19 protein-coding genes are annotated in these 21,820 nt (G+C 36.5%); 8 read left to right on the forward strand and 11 right to left on the reverse strand.

Features of this window, described 5'->3' with window-relative positions; genetic code table 11:
• Positions 1 to 9: 9 nt before the first annotated feature.
• The 6 genes from AC51AA_RS11485 to AC51AA_RS11510 are packed head-to-tail and all read right to left on the reverse strand — an operon-like array spanning position 10 to position 4,084.
• Positions 10 to 933 carry a PstS family phosphate ABC transporter substrate-binding protein gene (locus AC51AA_RS11485; protein WP_500702376.1) on the reverse strand — a complete coding sequence of 308 codons (924 nt, stop codon included), beginning with the start codon at positions 931 to 933 and terminating at the stop codon, positions 10 to 12.
• Positions 934 to 935: 2 nt separating this feature from the next.
• Positions 936 to 1,166: a hypothetical protein gene (locus AC51AA_RS11490; RefSeq protein WP_500702377.1), complete on the reverse strand. Its 231-nt coding sequence runs from the start codon at positions 1,164 to 1,166 to the stop codon at positions 936 to 938.
• Entirely contained in the window at positions 1,166 to 1,966 is an 801-nt protein-coding gene (locus AC51AA_RS11495; protein ID WP_500702378.1) for an energy transducer TonB, read from the reverse strand. The genes AC51AA_RS11490 and AC51AA_RS11495 overlap by 1 nt, the downstream gene beginning before the upstream one ends.
• Positions 1,967 to 2,003: 37 nt before the next feature.
• Positions 2,004 to 2,561 carry an ExbD/TolR family protein gene (locus tag AC51AA_RS11500; protein WP_500702379.1) on the reverse strand — a complete coding sequence of 186 codons (558 nt, stop codon included), beginning with the start codon at positions 2,559 to 2,561 and terminating at the stop codon, positions 2,004 to 2,006.
• A gap of 18 nt (positions 2,562 to 2,579) precedes the next feature.
• Positions 2,580 to 3,206, reverse strand: a complete 627-nt coding sequence (locus tag AC51AA_RS11505) for an ExbD/TolR family protein (RefSeq protein ID WP_500702380.1) — start codon at positions 3,204 to 3,206, stop codon at positions 2,580 to 2,582.
• A 53-nt stretch (positions 3,207 to 3,259) separates the two neighbouring features.
• Positions 3,260 to 4,084 (reverse strand): MotA/TolQ/ExbB proton channel family protein, encoded by an 825-nt coding sequence (locus AC51AA_RS11510; protein ID WP_500702381.1) that lies wholly within the window; start codon positions 4,082 to 4,084, stop codon positions 3,260 to 3,262.
• 378 nt (positions 4,085 to 4,462) lie between these two features.
• Between AC51AA_RS11510 and AC51AA_RS11515 the strand changes: the two genes are divergently transcribed.
• On the forward strand, positions 4,463 to 5,980 hold the full coding sequence (locus tag AC51AA_RS11515; protein ID WP_500702382.1) for a helicase HerA-like domain-containing protein: 1,518 nt from the start codon (positions 4,463 to 4,465) through the stop codon (positions 5,978 to 5,980).
• Between the two features lie 39 nt (positions 5,981 to 6,019).
• Here the strand turns inward: AC51AA_RS11515 and AC51AA_RS11520 are convergent, their stop codons facing one another.
• Positions 6,020 to 7,366, reverse strand: a complete 1,347-nt coding sequence (locus AC51AA_RS11520) for an FAD-dependent oxidoreductase (RefSeq protein WP_500702383.1) — start codon at positions 7,364 to 7,366, stop codon at positions 6,020 to 6,022.
• Between the two features lie 393 nt (positions 7,367 to 7,759).
• Between AC51AA_RS11520 and AC51AA_RS11525 the strand changes: the two genes are divergently transcribed.
• From AC51AA_RS11525 to AC51AA_RS11545, 5 genes are all read left to right on the forward strand, one after another.
• On the forward strand, positions 7,760 to 8,356 hold the full coding sequence (locus tag AC51AA_RS11525; RefSeq protein ID WP_500702384.1) for a GNAT family N-acetyltransferase: 597 nt from the start codon (positions 7,760 to 7,762) through the stop codon (positions 8,354 to 8,356).
• 95 nt (positions 8,357 to 8,451) lie between these two features.
• Positions 8,452 to 9,240 (forward strand): helix-turn-helix domain-containing protein, encoded by a 789-nt coding sequence (locus AC51AA_RS11530; RefSeq protein WP_500702385.1) that lies wholly within the window; start codon positions 8,452 to 8,454, stop codon positions 9,238 to 9,240.
• A gap of 77 nt (positions 9,241 to 9,317) precedes the next feature.
• A complete protein-coding gene (locus AC51AA_RS11535) occupies positions 9,318 to 10,826 on the forward strand; it encodes a serine hydrolase domain-containing protein (protein WP_500702386.1) in 1,509 nt (502 codons plus the stop codon).
• Positions 10,827 to 10,878: 52 nt separating this feature from the next.
• Positions 10,879 to 11,346, forward strand: a complete 468-nt coding sequence (locus AC51AA_RS11540; protein ID WP_500702387.1) for a nuclear transport factor 2 family protein — start codon at positions 10,879 to 10,881, stop codon at positions 11,344 to 11,346.
• Between the two features lie 209 nt (positions 11,347 to 11,555).
• Complete coding sequence (locus tag AC51AA_RS11545; protein ID WP_500702388.1) at positions 11,556 to 13,004, forward strand: serine hydrolase; 1,449 nt, start codon at positions 11,556 to 11,558, stop codon at positions 13,002 to 13,004.
• Positions 13,005 to 13,118: 114 nt separating this feature from the next.
• Here the strand turns inward: AC51AA_RS11545 and AC51AA_RS11550 are convergent, their stop codons facing one another.
• Positions 13,119 to 15,509 (reverse strand): penicillin acylase family protein, encoded by a 2,391-nt coding sequence (locus AC51AA_RS11550; protein WP_500702389.1) that lies wholly within the window; start codon positions 15,507 to 15,509, stop codon positions 13,119 to 13,121.
• Positions 15,510 to 15,820: 311 nt separating this feature from the next.
• Between AC51AA_RS11550 and AC51AA_RS11555 the strand changes: the two genes are divergently transcribed.
• Positions 15,821 to 17,620: a hypothetical protein gene (locus AC51AA_RS11555; protein ID WP_500702390.1), complete on the forward strand. Its 1,800-nt coding sequence runs from the start codon at positions 15,821 to 15,823 to the stop codon at positions 17,618 to 17,620.
• Between the two features lie 67 nt (positions 17,621 to 17,687).
• On the opposite strand, the gene AC51AA_RS11560 is transcribed toward AC51AA_RS11555, so the two are convergent.
• Both AC51AA_RS11560 and kynU read right to left on the reverse strand, forming a co-directional pair.
• The gene (locus tag AC51AA_RS11560; protein ID WP_500702391.1) at positions 17,688 to 18,110 is read right to left on the reverse strand and encodes a glycine zipper family protein; all 423 of its coding nucleotides are present in this window, start codon (positions 18,108 to 18,110) and stop codon (positions 17,688 to 17,690) included.
• A gap of 145 nt (positions 18,111 to 18,255) precedes the next feature.
• Positions 18,256 to 19,533 (reverse strand): kynureninase, encoded by a 1,278-nt coding sequence (gene kynU, locus AC51AA_RS11565; RefSeq protein WP_500702392.1) that lies wholly within the window; start codon positions 19,531 to 19,533, stop codon positions 18,256 to 18,258.
• A gap of 147 nt (positions 19,534 to 19,680) precedes the next feature.
• On the opposite strand from kynU, the gene AC51AA_RS11570 reads away from it, so the two are divergent.
• Positions 19,681 to 20,415 (forward strand): SIMPL domain-containing protein, encoded by a 735-nt coding sequence (locus AC51AA_RS11570; protein WP_500702393.1) that lies wholly within the window; start codon positions 19,681 to 19,683, stop codon positions 20,413 to 20,415.
• Between the two features lie 72 nt (positions 20,416 to 20,487).
• On the opposite strand, the gene queA is transcribed toward AC51AA_RS11570, so the two are convergent.
• Positions 20,488 to 21,537 carry a tRNA preQ1(34) S-adenosylmethionine ribosyltransferase-isomerase QueA gene (gene queA / locus AC51AA_RS11575; RefSeq protein ID WP_500702394.1) on the reverse strand — a complete coding sequence of 350 codons (1,050 nt, stop codon included), beginning with the start codon at positions 21,535 to 21,537 and terminating at the stop codon, positions 20,488 to 20,490.
• Positions 21,538 to 21,820: the final 283 nt, after the last annotated feature.

Consider the following 21,820-nt stretch of genomic DNA (forward strand, 5'->3'; position numbering starts at 1 on the left):
GTAATTAATTTATTCTTTATCGTTTATAATTTGACTTCTAATTTTAAGCTTTCTACCTGGTGTTCTCACAGGCAATAATCCTGACTTTAAAACTATACGTTGTCCGATATCTCCGGCAATGAATGAAGCAAAGCCCATTCCTAAACCTGAATACCCTTGACAATTTATAATATACAAATCACGTGCCAATGGATATTTAATCTCGGCAAGATCATTCTGCGTTGGGCTGTAATATTGATCATCTTTCAAACCTTTAACACTCAAAACATTTATCTCTTTCACAATGCCCGCCATTTTTGGAGAAGGTTGTGAAAGCCAATTTACTCCCACCACTCCAATCATACCGTCATTCTCAGAAACAAATTTAATCACTTCGTCGTTTGTTTTAAAAGAAAAAACACCCTTAGCTGGAATATCTTTAACCTGAGCCAACTCTTTCATATAACGCACCGTACTTGAATTAGGATTATCAAATACCAGTCCCTTAATTTTTGAGTCCGATTTTCCTTGCATAAAATCTATTACAGATTTCAACGCAATTAATGTGTCGTTATTGCCTTTGTTCGAAATAAAAGCAATCGCATCTGTTGCGAAAACCGTTACACGAGGCTTGATCTTACTCTTAGCAAACCTATCTTTTTCTTCTTGAGTCAAATCTCTAGTAGTGATCACCACTTTAGCTTTTTGATTCAATAAATCATTTATCAATTCACCTTCAGACTTCGATTGAACTGCAATTTTAGCACCATAGTAGGTTCCTTCAAATACAGCGACTTGATCTTCCACTATTGGCGTTATCGTTTCATCCGCTGTAATAGTAATAGATCCCTTTAAAATCGTCTCTTTATCCGCTTCACTCTTGCTTTTTTGGTTGCACGTGACAAACAAAAAGACAAAAGCCGCTAAACCAAAAACCTTACTATATTTTAACATACCTACTCTGTGTTTGCATTAATTAATCTCAAAAAACGTATGGCCGAATACACGATCAACAAGCCACCAAAAGCATATCTATACTTCTGTTCCATGTCCAACGGCAGCTTTTCCCAAAACATAATCATTAAACCTAGCACAAGGTAAATCAAAAAAAACAGTATTCCTAAAACAAGAAGAAATCGCTCTTTGAGCGATTTCTTCTGAATATTATTAAGCATATTTTTTAACATTATTCTGCAGATTGAATCGTAATAGGTAAAGAGTAAAGAACCCTAACTTTTTTACCATTTTGCTCACCAGGAGTCCATTTCGGACATTTCTTAAGAACACGAATTGCTTCTGCCCCTGTACCGTAACCGATATCCCTTAAAACTTTAATGTCGGTTAATGAACCGTCTTTTTCAACTACAAAAGTAACATATACTTTACCTTTTAAACCTTCTTCTTCTGGAGTCTTGTAATTGTTTCCTACGAATTTGTAGAATTTCTCAATTCCTCCTGGGAAATCTGGTTTCACCTCAATACCTGCAGTATTATAAACATTGTTATCTTCTTGCACTACCTCGGCTACAGGTCCTTTACCAACTGGCTCATCAACAGTTAAAACTGCATCTGGATCTCCTTTGATAGTTTCTGAACCTACTTTTTTGTCTTTAAGCTCCTCAATTTTTGGAGGATCTTCAGTAACTTCATTCGCCTTAGCAACCACTGGTTTCACGAACTTCACTTGATCCACTTTTGGTGGTGGTGGTGGTGGTGGTGGTTGATTTGGTTTAATTTCCTCTTTTTTAGGAGGTAATTTTACTGTTGCAATCTTAATATCGTTATTCACCTCTTCTTCAGTAGAATCAGGTAAAAAACTTGCAATAAGAGGAGCCGCTACAGCAAAGCTAAAAATAATCGATCCAATGATAAGCGCTTTTACCGTTGTTTTTCTATTCGATTTTCTTAACTCATATGCACCGTATATCTTATTACGCCCTTCGAATACGATATCAAGCCACTGATTTTTAATTATATCTAATTTCATTTTTCTTGATTATTAGGATGTTAAAACAAGATTGCTCTTATTTTTTATCTATCAATTTAGTTTCCTCTGGACTAAACTCAGGAACAATCGCATAAGTATCTACTCCCGCAATAGCCATTTCATCCAACATATCAACTAAATTTCTATAAGTTGACTTTTTAGTTGGTTTGATAATAACGATGATTCCATTTTTAGGTTTCCCTTGAGCAGCAGAATATTCTAAAACTGATTTCTTTCTTTTAAGAACTTCTTTACGAATCCCATCTTTACCATAAGCGATATCTTTTGGACCCGCAATAGGAGTCGCCAATAATCCCATATAATAAACCATCTTATTATTTTCCCCTAATATTACTGTCATCGTACGATTCTCATCTACCTTGATGTCTTTATTCTTAGTAGGATCATCGTCCTTATCAGGCAATGACAAATCCATTGATTGAGGTTTTGACAACGATGTAGTCAACATAAAGAATGTGATCAATAAGAACGCCAAATCCACCATTGCCGTTAAATCGACCTTAGAATTTTGCTTTTTACTTCTTACTTTACCACCTTTTCCGCCACCACCGTCGCCGGTATTTAATTCAGCCATTTAGTGTATCTTTTTTAATTAAAAGTCTTTTCCTCTCATACCTGTAACTAAGTTAAAGGTGTTGATTTTTTGATCTTGTAGAATATCCATAATCTTTTTGATTTGTGGATATTGTTCTTTAGCATCTCCTTTGATCGCAATTTGCAATTCTTTATCATCAAGATCAATAGAAGCTCTTCTTGAAACCAAAAGCCATTCTTTTAATTGATTATCCAAAGAATCGATTGGAATACCTGGTTGATTAGCTTTAACTCTATCAGACGCTTTCATTGCAATGATCTCTTTCAAACTTGCTACTGGAACACCGAAGTCATCCATTAAGGCAAATTTGGTTTTCTCATCTTCTGTAAAATTCACACCGAATTTTGCACCCATTCCTTCAAGAGTTCTTTTACGGATCTCTCTTCCTTTGAGGTCAAAAAACACTTTGCTTTTCCCATCATCCCCTTTACCTATCGTAATAATAGCCAAATCTGAATCTGGTAATTTACTTTGAACAGTAGAAGAAGGCATATCTACAGGAAGTGCTTCAGGCACCTTAGCAGTAGCGGTCAAAATAAAGAACGTAAGCAAAAGGAACGCAACATCACACATGGCAGTCATATCTGTCGATGTTGACTTTTTTTTCATTTTTATTTTAGCCATTCTCTTTTATTTTTATTTTGATATAATTAATTAGTCGTAATATCAAAAATTAATTATTGTTTCAAACTTCCTCTGAATCTTCTGTAAGTATTTACAATTGTAGTACCAGCCTCATCGATAGAGTAAGTTAAATCATCAATTTTAGCAGTAAAGAAGTTGTAAGATACAATTGCTAAGATTGAAGTAGAGATACCTGTTGCAGTGTTGATAAGTGCTTCAGAGATACCTGTTGCAAGAGCAGCTTGATCTGGAGTTCCAGCAGAAGCTAACGCACCAAACGCTTTAATCATCCCCGATACAGTTCCTAATAATCCTCCTAAAGTTCCTAAAGATACTAATGAAGAGATAATAGTCATATTTTTTTCTAACATTGGCATTTCTAATGAAGTAGCCTCTTCGATTTCTTTGTGGATTACTTCTGAAGCCTCTTCACTGTTGAAACCTTCTTTTTTAACATCTTGATATTTAATCAAAGCAGATTTAATTGCATTTGCAACTGAACCTTGTTGTTTGTCACATGAAGCGATTGCAGCCTCGATGTTTCCTTCTTTGATACTTCCTTGTACATTTTTCATAAATGCATCTAAGTTAGCTTTACCTGCAGCTTTACCGATAACGATAAATCTTTCAATAGAAAAAACAACAACCATTAAAAACATACCTAATAATACTGGTACGATAAAACCTCCTTTATATACTTGTCCTAATGTATTGATCGGATGACCAGTTTCTGGATTACCACCCTCGAAGTTAGAAGCATCTCCCATGATTACTTTCCAAATAAACACCCCAACTAAAATACACGCTACAATGATGATTCCTGTAATCATTCCTCCTCCATTTGAAGTGCTTTCTTTTTTAACTTTAACGTTTGCCATTTTTTTTAATTTTAATAGTTTTAAATAATTTTATTTTTTAGTTATATTTAACTTGTAGAGGAGCAAATTTATACGTTTAGTTTAAATAAAAAAACTTTTTTCAATTTAATTCAACGAAATTTAACGCTAATTTAAAAAACATCTCATTAATTTGGTACCTGGTTTTTCTCGATAAAACAAAAAACAGGACGTTTTTTGGAAAAATTACAACGTTTTAGTAAATATTCAAACATTCCTTTGATATCTTCTTAAAAAGTTGCGAAATATTTTTTTACATATTTTTTAATCCAAAATAGCTTTTTCCTACTAAATATAAAGAATAACCCAATGTTAAAAAAAAAGTAATACTCTTATAATCATCTAAATTACAAAGAAAAAATGACAAAAAAAGACAATTTCATACAAGATATAACAAATGGCTATTCACCCAAGGGAGGTAGCATCATCCTAGGAGGAGCCATCTTTGACGGAGAAACACTTCCTAATGCCCCTGTCAAAATCCCTTTAAAAACATTAAACCGTCACGGACTGATTGCTGGCGCCACTGGAACTGGAAAAACCAAAACCATTCAAGTTTTTTCTGAACAATTATCTAGTGCAGGAATCCCAGTTTTAATGATGGACATAAAAGGTGATTTTAGCGGAATCGCAAAAGAAGGAAAAGAAGAAGCCTTCATTACAGAGCGCCAGGCCAAAATAAACATTCCCTATAATGTAGCTGCCTTTCCTGTTGAATTGCTATCATTATCCGAGCAAAACGGTGTTCGATTACGCGCAACAGTATCCGAATTCGGTCCTGTATTGTTCTCTAGAATTTTAGATTTAAATGACACCCAAGCTGGAGTTGTTGCCGTCATTTTTAAATATTGTGATGACAACCAAATGCCGCTATTAGATTTAAAAGACATCAAGAAAGTCATCAACTACATTACCGAAGAAGGGAAAGATGAAATCTCGGCGAATTACGGTAAAATCTCTACAGCAACAACAGGTACTATTTTAAGGAAAATCATCGAACTTGAGCAACAAGGAGCTGATCTGTTCTTTGGAGAATTGTCCTTTGAAATTGATGATTTAATGCGAATTGATGAAAACGGAAAAGGATTTGTCAACATCATCCGTTTGACCGACATTCAGGACAAACCCAAATTATTTTCTACTTTTATGTTGAGTCTATTGGCTGAAATCTACCAACAAATGCCCGAAAAAGGAGATGTTGATCAACCAGAATTGGTGATTTTTATTGATGAAGCGCACTTAATTTTCAACGAGGCCAGCAAAGCCTTATTAGAACAAATCGAAACCATTGTTAAACTAATTCGATCAAAGGGGGTTGGAATCTATTTTGTGACCCAAAATCCAATGGATGTCCCTAGCGGTGTTTTGGCCCAATTGGGATTAAAAATCCAGCATGCCCTTAGAGCATTTACGGCAAATGACCGACAAGCCATCAAAAAAACAGCCGACAACTACCCAACCTCATCCTATTACAAAACAGATGAATTACTGACCAGCTTAGGAATTGGAGAAGCCCTAGTCACTGCCCTAAACGAAAAAGGGATCCCTACTCCACTTGTCGCTACGATGATGCGTGCCCCTATGAGCCGAATGGATATCTTAACAACCGATGAAATTGACTCCATTAACAACCAGTCGAAACTCGTTAGGAAATACAGCGAAGAGATAGATCGTGAAAGCGCTTACGAAATCCTAAACAAGAAAATAGCCGCTGCCGTCCAGGCCAGCGAAGAACAAGAAGAGCAAGCTCCGAGCAAAACATCAAGATCCGAACCTAGTACCGCGAGTGTTGTGGGGAAATCCGTTCTAAAAGTAGTGACTAGTGCCACTTTTATAAGAGGTGTATTTGGTGTCTTATCTAAAATGTTCAAGAAGTAAAAAAAACAAAACCCGACAGTTTTTTCACTGTCGGGTTTACTATTTTGATTTAGATAACAATTCTAGTATCTTATTTTCAATGGCGGGTGTATTCCATATCTCCTCAATATTTTCAGTTCGAAGCACCTGTTCCATAATTTCATTTTGAAAATCTCCAATAGCCAAAGCTTCCGTATAGGGACGATCACTAAAAGTAACTCGACTATACAGCGGAACCCATTTATCGGGATATTTATCTGAAAATGCCTTTTCGATTTTCTTTTGCAATAAAAATTTCTCATCGGCCGTCTTGGTACTCATTTCTATGAAATTACGATACGAAAGCTCTGCAATTGCATCTGCATTGGGTTTACGTGAAGTTTCATATTCAGCGAAAATCGTCTTCCAATCGTCTCCATATTTTTGAATCATTTCACTCAGTACCGTAATATCTTCAAAGCCAGCATTCATCCCTTGTCCATAGAACGGAACAATAGCATGACAAGCATCTCCGATTAAAGCAATCTTATTTTCGTAGGTCCATGGAAAACATTTCATGGTCACTAGTGTACTGGTTGGGTTCTTGAAGAAATCCTCTGCCAATTTCGGAATCACATCAATCGAATCCGGGAAGTTTTTCTCAAAGAAATCTTCTACCATTTTTCGATCTATAAGTGAGGCAAATGAATTTTCGCCTTCAAAAGGCATAAACAAGGTACAGGTAAAACTTCCATCTAAGTTAGGAAGCGCAATTAACATATACTCACCACGCGGCCAAATATGAAAAGAGTTTTGATCTAATTTATGTGTTCCATCTGCATTGGCCGGAATATTCAATTCCTTATAGCCCATATTTAAAAACTCCTGTGAATAGTTAAACATGCTCTGACGCTGCATTCTGTGTCTGATTCTTGAAAAAGCACCATCAGCACCAAAAACCATATCGTATTTACGCTCTTCCCACTCCCCTCTTTCTGTTTCCCCTATATGCAAAGTCGCATCATTAAGGGTTACATCCCAGATTTTTTGCTCAAAGTAGAATTCCGCTCCTGCCTCTTCAGCAAGATCAATCATTTTACGATTGAGTGTTCCTCTCGAAATCGAATAAATCGATTCTCCTTCTTGTCCATAATTCTGAAAATTCAGCTTATCAACCAAATGAATAGCCCTTTTATCCAAAGCAATGGAGATATCTCGTACCGAGTCACCAACGCCAACAGCATCCAGTGCCTTCCATCCTCGATTAGACATCGCCAAATTAATAGATCGACCTGAGAAATTTATTTTACGAATATCAGGACTACGATCATAAACATGAACCGTATGCCCTTCTTTTTTAAGATAAATTGCCAACAAGGAACCAACTAATCCAGAACCAACAACAGCAATTTTTAATGGAGTTTGCATCAAGAAAAATCTAAATATATAAGATCGTAAAAATAAGTAATAAATACACAAAAGCTTAAAATTAAAACAAATATTTACAACTTAGGACCATTGAACACCCGCTTTTATTACGATTTTAAGCTTTGACGCCCTGCTCCCTATCTCATTTATAAGGATCCTTATCCCCAAAAAAACAGTATTAGCCTTCCTACAACTCCCCTTTTCGTAACAAAATCTCTCTCGAACAAATTTATTTTCAATTTCAAAAGCACTATTTTAGCTGAAGAACAAAACGTCGATCAGTACAACAGCCCGATTGTTAATAGTATCAAAACTGTCGTTTTTTTACTTTATAAAACGGACTCCTTAACAAAACGGCAACTGTTCATTCCCATTACTCATACCCTAACACCTATGAAAAGCGAACTATTACAATCCAATCTTATTTTAGAAAACGAAAAAGTGCTATTAATTCCTTTTGAGAACGAAAGAAACCTCGAACTCAAAGCGATTATTTTTGATGACACTATCTGGAAATTTATGGGTATGTATGTTCGCAATGACCTTGATTTTGAAAACTACATCCAAAATACGTTACAACAAAAAGCCAATGGGATCTGCTATCCCTTTTTAATCATTGACAAAGCCACTAACCAAGTAGCCGGAAGCACACGATATGGTTACCTCAATGCCGCCAGTCAAAAATGTGAAATTGGCTGGACCTGGTATGGCAAAGCCTTCCAAGGAACAGGTTTAAACAAAGCCTGCAAATTTGCCCTACTCGATTTTGGCTTTGAAAACATTCAATTTAAAAGAATACAATTCAGTGCCGACCTAGAAAACACTAAATCACAAAGAGCCATAGAAAAACTAGGCGCTCTAAAAGAAGGTGTTTTTAGAAACAATTATATAGATTCTCAAGGAAAAAGCAAAGACGATGTCTACTATAGCATTATATCGGAACAATGGGCCCAGACCAAACAAGCCTACTTCTCGGAGTTTAGGCCGTAAAGACCAAGGAAACAACCTAAGCAAAAAAAGGGTATTTTAGCCTAACTTTTCTGCCTCAAACCATTAGATGAGGCAGCCTTAACATAGTGGCTAAGATGAAATTATATTCCGAATATTATGTAAGTGAAAAATGCGAACGATTTGTCAGCAAGATTTGGTGTCTCGATAACAGCGTTGGTGAGAGTCTAATCGAAAACAAACTTGTCTTACCAAACGGCTGTTTTAACCTGGCGATAGTCAGCGGAAATGCGATCGAGGTCCATACCAGTAAAAAGAAATACCAAATGAATGAAGGTTTCTACTTTTGTTCGCAAATGACCAATAAAGTTTTGGTCCACATACAACCCAAAACTAAAGTTACGATAATTCAACTACACCCTTGGACACTTTCGATGTTCCCCATATATGATTTGAAAACTTTTTCGGATGCTATTATTAAAATAACTCAGACAGCTTTGCCTTTTGATATCCCAACCGACATGTCGGCTCTATTGAATACGCTGAATCACTATTTTGAAGAACTAAGCATTTCACATCCAAACAAAAATACCATCGAAAGAATTTGCGAAATCATCAAACTTCAGAACCAAGAAATTACCATCTCCGAAATTGCAAAGAGCTTAGCTGTATCACAGCGCTTACTACAGATTAAATTTAAAACCGCCACTGGACTCACCATTAAACATTACGTTCAGATACTGAAATTCAGAAAATCAGTCGAACTCATGGCCAATACTGATCTGCAGAAACTCAGCTTAACGGATGTTGCGCTTTACAACCAATACTTTGACCAGTCTCATTTTATAAAGAAATTTAAAGATGTGACCAAAACCACTCCCAAAATGTTCAACTCTGAGCTGTACTTTCTTTCTAAAAAAAGATAAGATTTCGCATTTGTACAATTTTGAGAAGTACGATTGAATTACTATTGCAAAATCATTAATTATCAATCAATCACAAAATGAAAATCAACCTATCCTTTTTCCTTTTAAAAACTATTTTAATTGGAATCTTATTCTTCCAAACCCACTTTGGGTTTTCCCAAGAAAAGAAAAGCTCCAACTTGTACAAAACCATAATATCTAAAGACAGCCTACTGTTTAATGTTGGTTTCAACACTTGCGATATTGTACAGTTTGAAAACTTACTAAGTGACCAATTTGAATTTTATCACGACAAAGACAGTATTCAAGACAAAGCTGTATTCTTAAAAAATATCCGAAAAGGTTTATGTGGCTCCACCAAAACATACCAAGCAAGAAGAGACTTAATACCCGAAAGTACCGAAATTTATCCCTTAGCCAAAAATGGTGCTTTGTATGGTGCTATCCAAATTGGAATTCATCAATTTTTCGAACCTACACCCGCAGGAAAAGACAAATTTGGAAGCACTGCCCGATTTACACATGTTTGGATTTTAGAAAATGGGATCTGGAAACTAAGAAGATCGTTTAGTTACGATCATCAATCAGTCAATACTGCAGGCACTAAATCAAGTATTTTTGACAATGACTCCGAAATCCAAAAATGGCTCCAACAAAATAAGGTTCCCACTCTAGGAATTGGCGTGATCAATAACGGAAAACTACAACAGATAAAAGTCTTTGGAGAACTCCAACCAGGAGTTGCCGCGCCCTATAATACCATCTGGAATGTAGCTTCCTTAACCAAACCGGTCACGGCAATTGTAACTTTGAAACTCGTAAGTTTAGGAAAATGGGATTTAGATGAACCTCTTTACAAATACTGGACGGATCCGGATATAGCCCAAGATCCCAATACCAAATTACTGACCACTAGAATCCTTTTGAGTCACCAAAGCGGTTTTCCGAATTGGAGATTCTTAAACCAATCAGGCAAATTGAACTTCAAATTTACTCCTGGAGCTCAATATCAATATTCGGGAGAAGGTTTTGAATACCTGAGAAAAGCATTAGAGAAAAAATTCCATAAAACATTGGATCAATTGGCCGATGAACTCCTTTTTAAACCGCTAAATATGAAGGACAGTCGATTTGTCTGGGATGATAAAGCAGATCATTCTCGATATGCAATAGGGTACGACAACAAAGGCCATGCTTATGAACCTACTAAAAATAAAAAACCAAATGCAGCAGATGATTTACTCACTACCATTGAAGACTACGGCAACTTTCTGTGCAGTGTTATAAACGCGGAAGGATTGAGTCCAAAAGTATATACCGATATGACTTCCCATCAGGTCTCCACGAAGGAAAATAAATATTTCGGTTTGGGATTTGAAATCTATGACTTAGGAAACAACCAGTTTGCCTTAACTCACGGTGGCGCAGACAAGGGCGTTCAGACTATGGTCATACTGTTACCCAAAACAAAACAAGGCCTTCTTATCTTCACCAATGTAGACGATGGCTACAAAGTTTACGAAAAAATAGTTTCTCACTATTTAGGCGAAATGGGTCAGAAGATAATCGATATTGAAATGAAGTGAAAAACTACTCACATCAACACCAAAGATTTACACTTTAAAATCATAAAAACTCATGATCAAACTCCTCACCCTTATCCTACTGTTCTTTGCCACATTGGCTTTGGCACAAACCAACAAAGAGGTACTCAAAATGGATCTCCTAAAAACAGAAATCATCAAAATGGACAGTTTACTCTTTACCGTTGCCTTCAATGGGTGCGATACAATACTATTCAAAAACATCCTTGCTGATGATATTGAATTTTATGACGACCGCTCTGGTTTAAATACTTCAAAGCCAAAAGAGATACAATCTTTACTTTCTAAATGTGCAGATTCGGGAAACCTGACCCGAAAATTAAATTACTGCACCATTGACAAACTAGGGGATTTTGGCGCTGTACAATTAGGCGAACACACCTTTATATATAATGGTATTGCAGTAGGCACAGGGAAATTCATTCATATATGGGAGCGAAAAGAGAAGCAGTGGCAACTCAAACGAATTGTTAGTTATGAACATAGACCCATCAAAAAATAACCTTTAGACAATGAGATGTTCTTCACTATTTAGGCAAATGAAACAAAATTCACTTGATATTGAAACCAATTCCTTTTTTTGTCGTCTAACTAGATTAGAGCCTTGTTTTTAATTCACAAATTACTCTAATCAAGTAGCTTACAAAGAATTATTTTCATCATCCTATCAAAAAACGAACATCAATTCATTAACCTTAATTATCAATCATTATGACAAAATCAATCAAACTCATCACCATTTACACGGTGACACTACTGTTCACCTTTCAACTGTCGTTTGCTCAGGACAAAGCAAAAGAAATTGAGCAACTTCTCACCACTTATAAAGACTATGGACAATTCAATGGTTCAGCCCTAATAGCCCAAAACGGAAAAGTCATTATGAAAAAAGGATTTGGTTCCGCCAATATGGAATGGAATATCCCCAATGAGCCCAATACCAAATTTAGATTGGGCTCGATCACGAAGCAGTTTACTGCGTTTTTAATTGTGGCATTAGCTGAGCAAGGAAAATTAAAACTAGACGTACCCATTAGCACCTATTTACCTGATTACCCAAAAGCTACTGCGGATAAGATTACCCTTCATCATTTGCTCACCCATACTTCAGGCATTCCTAATTACACCTCATTACCCAACTTTTTTAAAGATAAAAGCCGTAATCCTTATACTCCAGAAGAGTTTGTCAAAACATTTAGCGATCTTCCTCTTGAGTTTACCCCTGGTGAAAAATTCAATTACAGCAATTCTGGTTATTTTTTATTGGGTTATATCATAGAGAAAGTTTCTGGAAAATCTTACGAACAGTATTTACAAGAAACTATTTTCACCCCACTAAAAATGGTCAATTCTGGTTACGATCATAGCGAGACTATCCTCCCAAACAGGGCCACTGGTTATGAAAAAAGAGGTAAAAAAATCACCAATTCTCCTTATCTCGATATGAGTATTCCTTATGCTGCAGGTTCTTTATATTCTACTGTGGAAGACCTTTATCTTTGGGACCAATCACTTTACACGAACCAGTTGCTTTCCTCAAAATCAATGGAATCTTTATTTAATACGTACATCAAAGCAGGAAAAGGCTCTTATGGATACGGCTGGTTTATTGAGCAAACCAATGATGCAAGCCCACTCAAAGTCGTACAACACGGAGGAGGCATCAATGGTTTTAACAGTATCCTATATCGCATTCCAGCAGATCGTAACCTAATTGTATTATTGAACAATACTGGCGGAACAGTTTTAAATGAAATGAGTGAAGCCATTCGTGCCATTTTATACAATCAACCCTTTAAAGCGCCTAAAAAATCTTTAGCCTTTGAACTATTTGATGCATTTTCAGAACAAGGCCTTAGCGCGGGCATCAGTACTTTTGACAAAATTAAAAACGACCCTACTTATGCTCTTGTAGAAAACGATATGAATAACGCTGGCTACCAATTATTGCAAAACGGCAAAACAAAAGAGGCGATAGAAGTTTTTAAGATCAATACTGAAGCGAATCCAAAATCCGGAAATGCCTATGACAGTCTAGGTGAAGCGTATTTGAAAGACGGTAACAAAAAACTAGCCATCGCCAATTACAAGAAATCCATAGCACTTGATCCAACGAACGATACTGGTAAGAAAACATTAGAAGAAATCTTGAAAAACTAACAAGCCTATACGTAGGTTTCTTTCTTTATAAAAAAGCTTCGATACTGCAGTTGTAATGTAGTATCGAAGCTTTTTCTTTTTCCGATTTTCAATCGAATCCTTTTTCTAAAAAGGCTATTTCTTCATAGGTTTAAAAATCAATTTAGTAGACGTTTTTACAATCTCCTCTTTGTTCAATTTCATTTTTCTAAATTCCCCAGCATTAAACATTTTAGCCTGATCGTCATAATGTTTACTGAACGGATTACCCGATTGTCCAGTTGGCAAAATACTCCAACTGTTTTCAATATCTGAAAAATCAACAATTCTTCTCGTTGAAGGCCCACCTTTAACGGTATACTGACCTTCATCATTAAAGCCAAAATACTGATTATTGATCACTTCATTTGATCCTGGAGCTGCGTCAGGTCCTACATTAAACAGATTACGTAAAGCGGCTACTTTTCCTAATGGATGTTCGTGCTCCACGGTATGTACTTTACCCCACTTCCAATGGGAAACTTGATCACCCAATTGTTTTTGAAGTGCCGCAACTGCTTGATGAAATGATTTTGACACTATTTCCTTTCTATTTTCTATGTGGTCTTTGGTTTTGATATCATCCCACCAAACTGAATTTTCCTGTTCTATTTGTCGGGCTATAATTTGCTTTCCTATATGAGTTCCCAGAAACAGATTAAAATTATCTACCCCCAGTTCATCTTGAAAGGTGTTTTTCAAGTACAAATAAATCCACTTATTATAAATCGTTGGTCCAACGTCTTCTAAATTATTGGTTCCTTTCCAAGCTTGTAAAGCTGTCATCACTTCTTTCTCTTTTGCAGTCATGGCTTGACCTTGGACAGTCGCGATTAAAGTTTGGACCACACCAGGTGAGATAGGAGACGTATTATCAAAAATCATTTTGCTAATCGCCCGCTTATCCCAATCTGATTTTGCCTCCATTAAAGCGGTGATTCTTTTGGCTCGGTCTTCAGGCAAATAATACCCTGGATACAAATAACCATCGATGGCCTCCGGTTGATTATTCGCAGAGTACACATACCCCCATTTGGGATTTTCAGCGGATGGATTTTTTGAAAAATCCAAGTATTCTACAATATCATCTTTACCTTTGGCTCCATCCAAAACAAAAAAGGAATTCACCCCTTTGTTGTGTTTATATAAAGTTCCTGTTGCCCACCAACCTACATTGCCTTTAGCATCTCCATACATTACATTTAACCCTGGAGCCGCAACCAATTGTACGGATTTTCTAAAATCGTCTTTGTCTTTAGCATGCGATAGTCCATATACCGCATCCAAAATACGAATCGGCTGCTGGGTATAAATCCAAGACATGGCAATAGGTGCTTTGCCATTTACATTCGTTAACAAATCATTCATTATAGGCCCATGTCGACTTGACTTAATGGTGAAGACCTCATCGGCCTCATCCTTTACTTTTATGGTTTTCTTTCTAGATTCAAAAGTGCCAACTCCAGTTGGAGTTACATATTGATTGGGACGCCCCGCTATAGTCTTTTCTTGATAAAAATCGACATCATCGTTTTCAAACATCGTTAAGCCATAGGCATAATTTCTATTGTGCGCTAGTAAGGGAAAGGGAGTTCCTGCCAAATAACAACCGTACAATTCAAAATGGGGTGTAATCAAATGCGCCTCATACCAGGTTCCCGGTTGCGAAAAACCAATATGGGGGTCGTTAGCGAAAATCACTTTTCCGCTTTTCGTTTTATTGGGGCCTACCACCCAGCTATTACTCCCTACAAAAGGAGGGATTGGAGAGGCCTCTAACAAAGAGGCTATTGATTTTGCAACAGCAGTATAGGCCTGGGCATTTTCTTTAGCATTCTTGATTATTGTAGTATTGAACTCTGCTTCAATACCCAAATCTTTCAAATAGGCCACGCCATATTTGTCGCGGATCATCGTTAACAAGGGATCCGTTTTTTGAGCCATCGCAAAACTAAAAGACATATAGCCAAAAATGTTATACACATCTTTTATGGTAAACTTTTCTTTCTTCACGCCCAACAAGGTAAATTCGATGGGTGTTACCCCTTGATCGACATATTGATTAATACCATCTAGATATGCCATGGTCATTTGATAACTCGGGCTGTTTTTATCCAATTGAGCAATCGCTTTCATTGAAGCTTCTTCGATACCAATGCCAGAGAAAAACTTATCGTTTTTAAGGGTAACTGCTCCAAAAATCTCAGATAAACGCCCCGGAGCAATTCGGCGCAGTAATTCCATTTGCCACAATCTTTCTTGCGCATGAACATACCCCAAGGCCGTCATAGCATCCTTTTCAGAGTCAGCATAAATATGGGGAACACCAAAGTCATCAAAATATACGGTGGTTTCCTTCTGAATGTTTTTCAGTTGTACTTCTCCTTCGTATTTGGGCTTCAGATGAAAAATAAAGGCACATAAACTTATTCCAAGTAAAACAATCAACACCAATAAAACCAGTAAGATTTTTTTAATTTTTCTCATATTCAAAAAAGTATAAACAGTTCAGTACTACGGCAGACAGGTAATACAATTATCTCAGTAACCTAGCGTATAAAATCTAAATTTATGTATTTAAAATCAAATCGATAAACATTGTTCTATAAAAAATCAGCAACTAGAGCACTTAGTTCCATTTAGTATCGATTTTCCGCTATGAGGTTCACCTACGCGGATAAAAAATAAACGATCCGCTATTGCCCATCCAAAAGAACAACGGTCTAAAAACCTGACTTTTATCAGCTTTTAAGAAAAAGTATTTTCCAACATTTGCTTTTATTTTAAAAGCAGAACAAATGACCACAACACCCTTACACACTTTTCATATTCCTGTAATGGGACTCGCCTATACCATTGACAGCCCAATTCGAGTGGCTCAGTATGGCATTTCATCTGTGATCCCTATCGCAGACGATGATCTAATAGAGAAAATGCGTAATTTTTATAGTGCTAAATTCAATCAGCCTTACGAAGAAATAAGTCAACAATTTCAAGATTATCGTGCCAAAAGAATCACCTCTTATCTTAATTTAGTCGACAAAATCGTAAAACAAAAATTCGAAAACTTTAAAACAGAATTAGCCCAAAGCAGACCTGCTTTAGAACACTTCATCTCCATGTTGCCCAATGGATCAACTCTAAAAAAAGGCTTTCATAACTTAATGGCTGAGGGGCTTTCTTTCAAGGAAAACATCCAAAACTACATGGAATCGCAACTAAGTGCCGGTGCCATAGACGTCAACATTATGACCAAATTGGACAAAGACAATTTCGATAAAAATGGTCCACTTCCCATTGAATTTAATGATGCCCATGCTGCCTTGAGAGGATTCGCCAATAGCACACTAGAATCCTCCGTTGTACTTTCTGCAGGAATGAATCCACGGCTCTATAGTTACTTTGAAAACTTCAGCGATTTCTACCCCAATGAAAAAGATCAACTCAAAAAGAAAATTATTTTAAAAGTAAGTGACTTTAGATCGGCCCTGATTCAAGGAAATTTTCTAGCCAAAAAAGGTCTTTGGGTTTCTGAGTACCGAATAGAATCAGGTTTAAACTGCGGTGGTCACGCCTTTGCAACGGACGGCCTTTTATTAGGGCCCATCTTAGAAGAATTCAAGCAAAAAAAAGAGCAGCTTATTGGGTCCGCTCATGAATTAATGACCAAGGCATTGGTGCAAAAACAACGTCATTCTCCTCGGACAGCACTCCCGCTAAAAATCACCTTTCAAGGTGGTGTTGGCACTGCTGAAGAACATGCTTTTTTATTAAACACTTATGCCTTAGATACTGTAGGCTGGGGCTCCCCTTTTTTACTTGTTCCGGAAGCTACTACTGTAGATCAAACGACACGTACTTTACTGATCAACGCCAAAGAAGAAGATTTCTACTTAAGTCATATTTCCCCATTAGGCGTTCCCTTCAACACGGTAAAGGGAACCACAAATGACCAACTAAAACAAAAAAGGATTCAGCAAAACAAGGCCGGAAGTTCTTGTCCTAAGAAATTTTTAGCTTTGAGTAAAGAATATGATTCGCAAGGAATTTGTACGGCTTCGCGTAAATATCAGCAATTAAAACTGGCCGAACTACTAAATACAAAAGAGAACCTTTCCCCTGATGCATTGGAGAGAAGCAAAATTAAAATAACGGAAAAAGCTTGTTTATGTGTTGGTTTAGCCAATTCGGCTTATATCGAAAATGATATTCCAATTAAAGGCCAAGCACAAGGAGTGGTCATCTGCCCTGGCCCCAATATGGCCTATTTTAACCGCGAAGTTTCTTTACGTGATATGACACAACACATTTACGGAAACAAGTCGGTTATCACTACTGTTGATCGTCCTAACTTCTTGGTAAAGGAATTAAAAATGTATGTGGCTTATTTAAAAAAGGAAATCGAAAGCACTTCTGACGAAGTAAGCGCCAATCAGTACAAAAAATGGCAGACCTTTAAAACCAATCTTTTGGAGGGAATTCGGTACTATCACCAACTAGTATCAGAATCACAGTATTTTAATAATGATACAAGCGAGATTAAAGCACAGTTCAATGCGTATCAATTAGCCATAGACGAAATCAGAATTCCACAATAAACATAAAAATCAAAACCCCAAACTAAAAAATTAATTTGGGGTTTCGTATCTATATAATCACAAAAGGTTATTCCTTTTTCTTCTTACTATCAATGATCGCTCCTGTCCCAGCACCAATTCCTGCTCCAGCTAAGCCACCAATTATAGCACCTTGTCCTTTTTTCTTACTCACAACTGCACCTGTTACTGCACCAACACCAGCGCCAATTACAGCCCCTTTAGCAGTAGAACTCCAGCCTTTCTTTTTCGCTTCTGGAGCAACTGCAGCAGCTTGTTGCTGATGTACAACCACCACTTTTTGAGATTCGATTTTTTTCTCCTCTTTCATCTTGGCCATTCCTGTCTTCATTGAATCAATAACCCTTTGTTTATTAATTTCAACCTTCATCGAATCAATGCTAGCTTGTTTTGCTTTATTGATATCTATTTTCTCTTGGTTCTGACAAGAAACGACAGTTAAAGCGATTACTAATATGTATAAGACTCTCATGATTGTATTTTTTAATATTGTTAAGTCACAAAGTAAAGGAGAAATAGACCATTGAAGTTACAAGATTCAACGAAAAGCTTACAGAATTAAAAGAATATCCTCTTTGTCACCCTATACAACTTATAATCAAACACTTCACTTCAGACTATTTACCCAAAATTCCATTTTTCAAAATTTGCCCAAAATCATACATATCTTCATAGGAACAATACAAGGGAACTGGAGCCAAACGAATCACATTCGGTTCACGCCAATCTGTAATCACTCCATTTTTCATTAAATAATCAAACAAACTTCTTCCTTCTCCATGAAGAAAAACAGATAATTGCGAAGCTCTTTCCTCAGGATTAGAAGGGGTAATAATTTCAAATCTCCCCTCCACTTCCTTATCGATTTCATGGAGTATGAACTCTAAATAAGCAGTAATCTTATCTCGTTTGGCAATCAAAGCATCCATACCCACTTCAGCAAACATTTCAACCGACGCTAAATAAGGTGCTAACGAGAGTACGGGTAAATTACTAATTTGCCAACCATCTGCCCCATGAACAGGATCGAAAGTAGGCTCCATTTTAAAACGGCGTTCTTTATTATGTCCCCACCAACCCGCAAAGCGAGGTAGATCAGGATTATGATGATGTCTTTCATGAACAAAACAGCCTGAAGCATTTCCGGGCCCTGAATTCATGTATTTATAACTGCACCAAGCAGCAAAATCTACATTCCAATCGTGTAGCTGAAGTTTAATATTTCCAGCAGCATGCGCCAAATCCCATCCTACTTTTGCGCCCACTTTATGACCAGCACTAGTGATGGTCTTCATATCAAAAACTTGACCCGTATAATAGTTAACTCCTCCAATTAACACCAAAGCCAGTTCATCTCCAACTTCTTCAATTTTAGCCAAAACGTCCTCAAGACGAATATTATGTTCTCCTTCTCGGCGCTTAATTTCTACTATAGCATCCTCGGCCTTAAGACCATGAAAATGCACTTGACTCTGAAACATGTATTGATCAGAAGGGAAGGCTTTCTCTTCACAAATAATTTTATAACGAGTAGCAGTGGGTTGATAAAAAGAAACCATTAACAAATGAAGATTTACCGTTAAGGTATTCATCACCGTAACTTCAGAAGGCAAAGCCCCCACAATTTTACTTAAAGGCTCCGCAAATCTTTCTTGATAATCCCACCAAGGTTTCTGCGCATAAAAATGCCCCTCTACTGCTAAGTTTGCCCAATCGTCCATCACTTCATCAATATAAGCTTTGGTACGTTTAGGTTGTAATCCCAGCGAATTTCCAGTAAAGTAAATCACCCTTTTGTCATTCACTTTAGGAAAAATAAATTGCTCTTGATAAGGATGTAATTGGTCCTCTGAATCGAGTTGTTTTGCGAATTCGCGAGTATTTAAGAAAGCCATTGATTGAATTTTTATTGGTAAAAATAGACATTTATTTAATTTCTTGCAAAATATCCTCCTAATGATGGCCGTATTATAAATTGTAAATAAATTGATACAAAGCATCCATTTTTAAATTATATTTGATTGAAATTAAAAACATTAGCTATGCTCAAAAACAATTTAAATGTGATTATCATCGCTTTAGCCGTAATCATTTCGTCTTATTTATTTTCGAGTGCTTTTCAAAATAGAAACAAAAACGACAACACCATAAGTGTGACCGGTTTGGGAAAAAAAGACTTTACTTCAGATCTAATTGTTTGGAGTGCTTCTTTTTCCAAAAAAAGTTTCACCTTGAAAGAAGCCTATGAAGCCTTAGACGGTGATCGTGAAAAAATAAAAGGATACTTAAACAGCAAAGGGATTCCTGCTGGTGAAATTGTATTTTCGGCGGTGAGCTTCAATAAAGATTTTGATACTTCCTATAGCGAAAATGGCACTATAAAACAGCAAACATTTACTGGATTCACCTTAACTCAAACCGTCACTATTCAGTCGAAAAATGTCAATAAGATTGAAGATATTTCTAGACAATCCAGCGAACTGATCAATTCTGGAGTTGAATTGTACTCGAATCCCCCTGAATACTATTACACTAAATTGGCGGAGTTAAAAATAAAAATGATTGCGGAAGCTACTAAAGATGCCAGTATCAGAGCCAAAAGTATTGCAGAAAATGCGGATGCGGCATTAGGCAACCTAAAAAAATCTGACATGGGCGTTTTTCAAATAACGGGTCAAAACTCTTCAGAAGATTTTTCATATGGAGGTTCTTTTAATACGACATCTAAAAACAAAACCGCCAATATAACGGTAAAATTGGTTTATCAAGTACACTAAACTATTTCATTTTTAGGCATAAAAAAACTCGTCAATGCTGACGAGTTTTTTATTATTATAGCTCTTAGTGAGTTAGATGATTAACATCGCATCTCCGTAAGAATAGAATTTGTATTCTTCTTTGATGGCCTCATCGTAAGCTCTCTTCATTAAATCATGACCACAGAAAGCTGAAATCATCATTAACAATGTTGATTTTGGCGTGTGGAAATTGGTAATCATACAGTTCGCAATACTAAAATCGTGAGGAGGGAAGATGAATTTATTGGTCCAACCTTCGTACGGATTTAAAGTATTTTGAGAGGATACTGAACTTTCGATAGCACGCATCGAGGTAGTTCCAACTGCACAAATACGTTTTTTATTTACTTTAGCAGCATTTACGATATCACAAGCTTCTTGTTTGATGATCAATTCTTCAGAATCCATCTTGTGTTTAGACAAATCTTCAACCTCAACTGGGTTGAAAGTTCCCAAACCAACGTGAAGCGTTACTTCAGCAAAATTGATTCCTTTGATTTCTAACTTCTTCAAAAGATGTTTTGAGAAGTGTAAACCTGCAGTTGGTGCCGCTACAGCTCCTTCTTCTTTTGCATAAATAGTTTGGTATCTTTCTGCATCTTCTGCAGTTACCTCTCTACTGATATATTTAGGAATTGGAGTTTCTCCAAGTTCCGTCAATTTATTTCTAAATTCTTCATAAGAACCGTCGTATAAAAAACGTAATGTTCTACCACGTGAAGTCGTGTTATCAATTACCTCAGCAACCAATGAATCGTCATCACCAAAATAAAGTTTATTACCAATTCTGATTTTACGAGCTGGATCAACCAAAACATCCCAAAGACGTTGCTCAGAGTTAAGTTCTCTCAATAAAAAAACTTCGATTCTTGCTCCCGTTTTTTCTTTGTTTCCGTACAAACGTGCAGGGAAAACTTTAGTATTGTTAAGAATTAAAACGTCACCGTCATCAAAATAATTGATAACATCTTTAAACATTTTATGCTCTATAGTTTGTTTTTGACGATCGATTACCATTAAACGAGATTCATCTCTGTTCTCTGCTGGAAATTCGGCTAAAAGTTCTTTCGGTAAATTAAATTGAAAATGTGATAATTTCATTTGAGAAAGTTATGAGTTATAGATTTTCGATCAGGATTATTCAATACCTGATTTTTAATCGTCTGCAAATATACGATTGTGAGATAGGCCTTGTCAAGTGTTTTGCTGTTTATTTTCAAAAGTCGTTAGTTTGCTGCTCTTTGGAGTTCCTTTGAAAGAATGTTTTTCCTCCGTTTTTTTACTTCACAGCTGAAACATGCTCAATTGAAGGAGCAGCTTTACAAGAATAAATTGGTTTATTTCTTAACCCTGAAAAAAAGCATAAAAAAACCTCCAGTTCACA

It is taken from the genome of Flavobacterium sp. OHVDL-2026-0007, assembly GCF_059882335.1.

Coding starts and splice junctions, on each gene's coding strand:
- AC51AA_RS11555 (WP_500702390.1), top strand. CDS start 15,821: ATGACCACAACACCCTTACACACTTTTCATATTCCTGTAATGGGACTC.
- AC51AA_RS11520 (WP_500702383.1), bottom strand. CDS start 7,366: ATGCAAACTCCATTAAAAATTGCTGTTGTTGGTTCTGGATTAGTTGGT.
- AC51AA_RS11510 (WP_500702381.1), bottom strand. CDS start 4,084: ATGGCAAACGTTAAAGTTAAAAAAGAAAGCACTTCAAATGGAGGAGGA.
- AC51AA_RS11500 (WP_500702379.1), bottom strand. CDS start 2,561: ATGGCTGAATTAAATACCGGCGACGGTGGTGGCGGAAAAGGTGGTAAA.
- AC51AA_RS11515 (WP_500702382.1), top strand. CDS start 4,463: ATGACAAAAAAAGACAATTTCATACAAGATATAACAAATGGCTATTCA.
- AC51AA_RS11495 (WP_500702378.1), bottom strand. CDS start 1,966: ATGAAATTAGATATAATTAAAAATCAGTGGCTTGATATCGTATTCGAA.
- AC51AA_RS11570 (WP_500702393.1), top strand. CDS start 19,681: ATGCTCAAAAACAATTTAAATGTGATTATCATCGCTTTAGCCGTAATC.
- AC51AA_RS11545 (WP_500702388.1), top strand. CDS start 11,556: ATGACAAAATCAATCAAACTCATCACCATTTACACGGTGACACTACTG.
- AC51AA_RS11490 (WP_500702377.1), bottom strand. CDS start 1,166: ATGTTAAAAAATATGCTTAATAATATTCAGAAGAAATCGCTCAAAGAG.
- AC51AA_RS11485 (WP_500702376.1), bottom strand. CDS start 933: ATGTTAAAATATAGTAAGGTTTTTGGTTTAGCGGCTTTTGTCTTTTTG.
- kynU (WP_500702392.1), bottom strand. CDS start 19,533: ATGGCTTTCTTAAATACTCGCGAATTCGCAAAACAACTCGATTCAGAG.
- AC51AA_RS11560 (WP_500702391.1), bottom strand. CDS start 18,110: ATGAGAGTCTTATACATATTAGTAATCGCTTTAACTGTCGTTTCTTGT.
- queA (WP_500702394.1), bottom strand. CDS start 21,537: ATGAAATTATCACATTTTCAATTTAATTTACCGAAAGAACTTTTAGCC.
- AC51AA_RS11535 (WP_500702386.1), top strand. CDS start 9,318: ATGAAAATCAACCTATCCTTTTTCCTTTTAAAAACTATTTTAATTGGA.
- AC51AA_RS11540 (WP_500702387.1), top strand. CDS start 10,879: ATGATCAAACTCCTCACCCTTATCCTACTGTTCTTTGCCACATTGGCT.
- AC51AA_RS11505 (WP_500702380.1), bottom strand. CDS start 3,206: ATGGCTAAAATAAAAATGAAAAAAAAGTCAACATCGACAGATATGACT.
- AC51AA_RS11530 (WP_500702385.1), top strand. CDS start 8,452: ATGAAATTATATTCCGAATATTATGTAAGTGAAAAATGCGAACGATTT.
- AC51AA_RS11525 (WP_500702384.1), top strand. CDS start 7,760: ATGAAAAGCGAACTATTACAATCCAATCTTATTTTAGAAAACGAAAAA.
- AC51AA_RS11550 (WP_500702389.1), bottom strand. CDS start 15,509: ATGAGAAAAATTAAAAAAATCTTACTGGTTTTATTGGTGTTGATTGTT.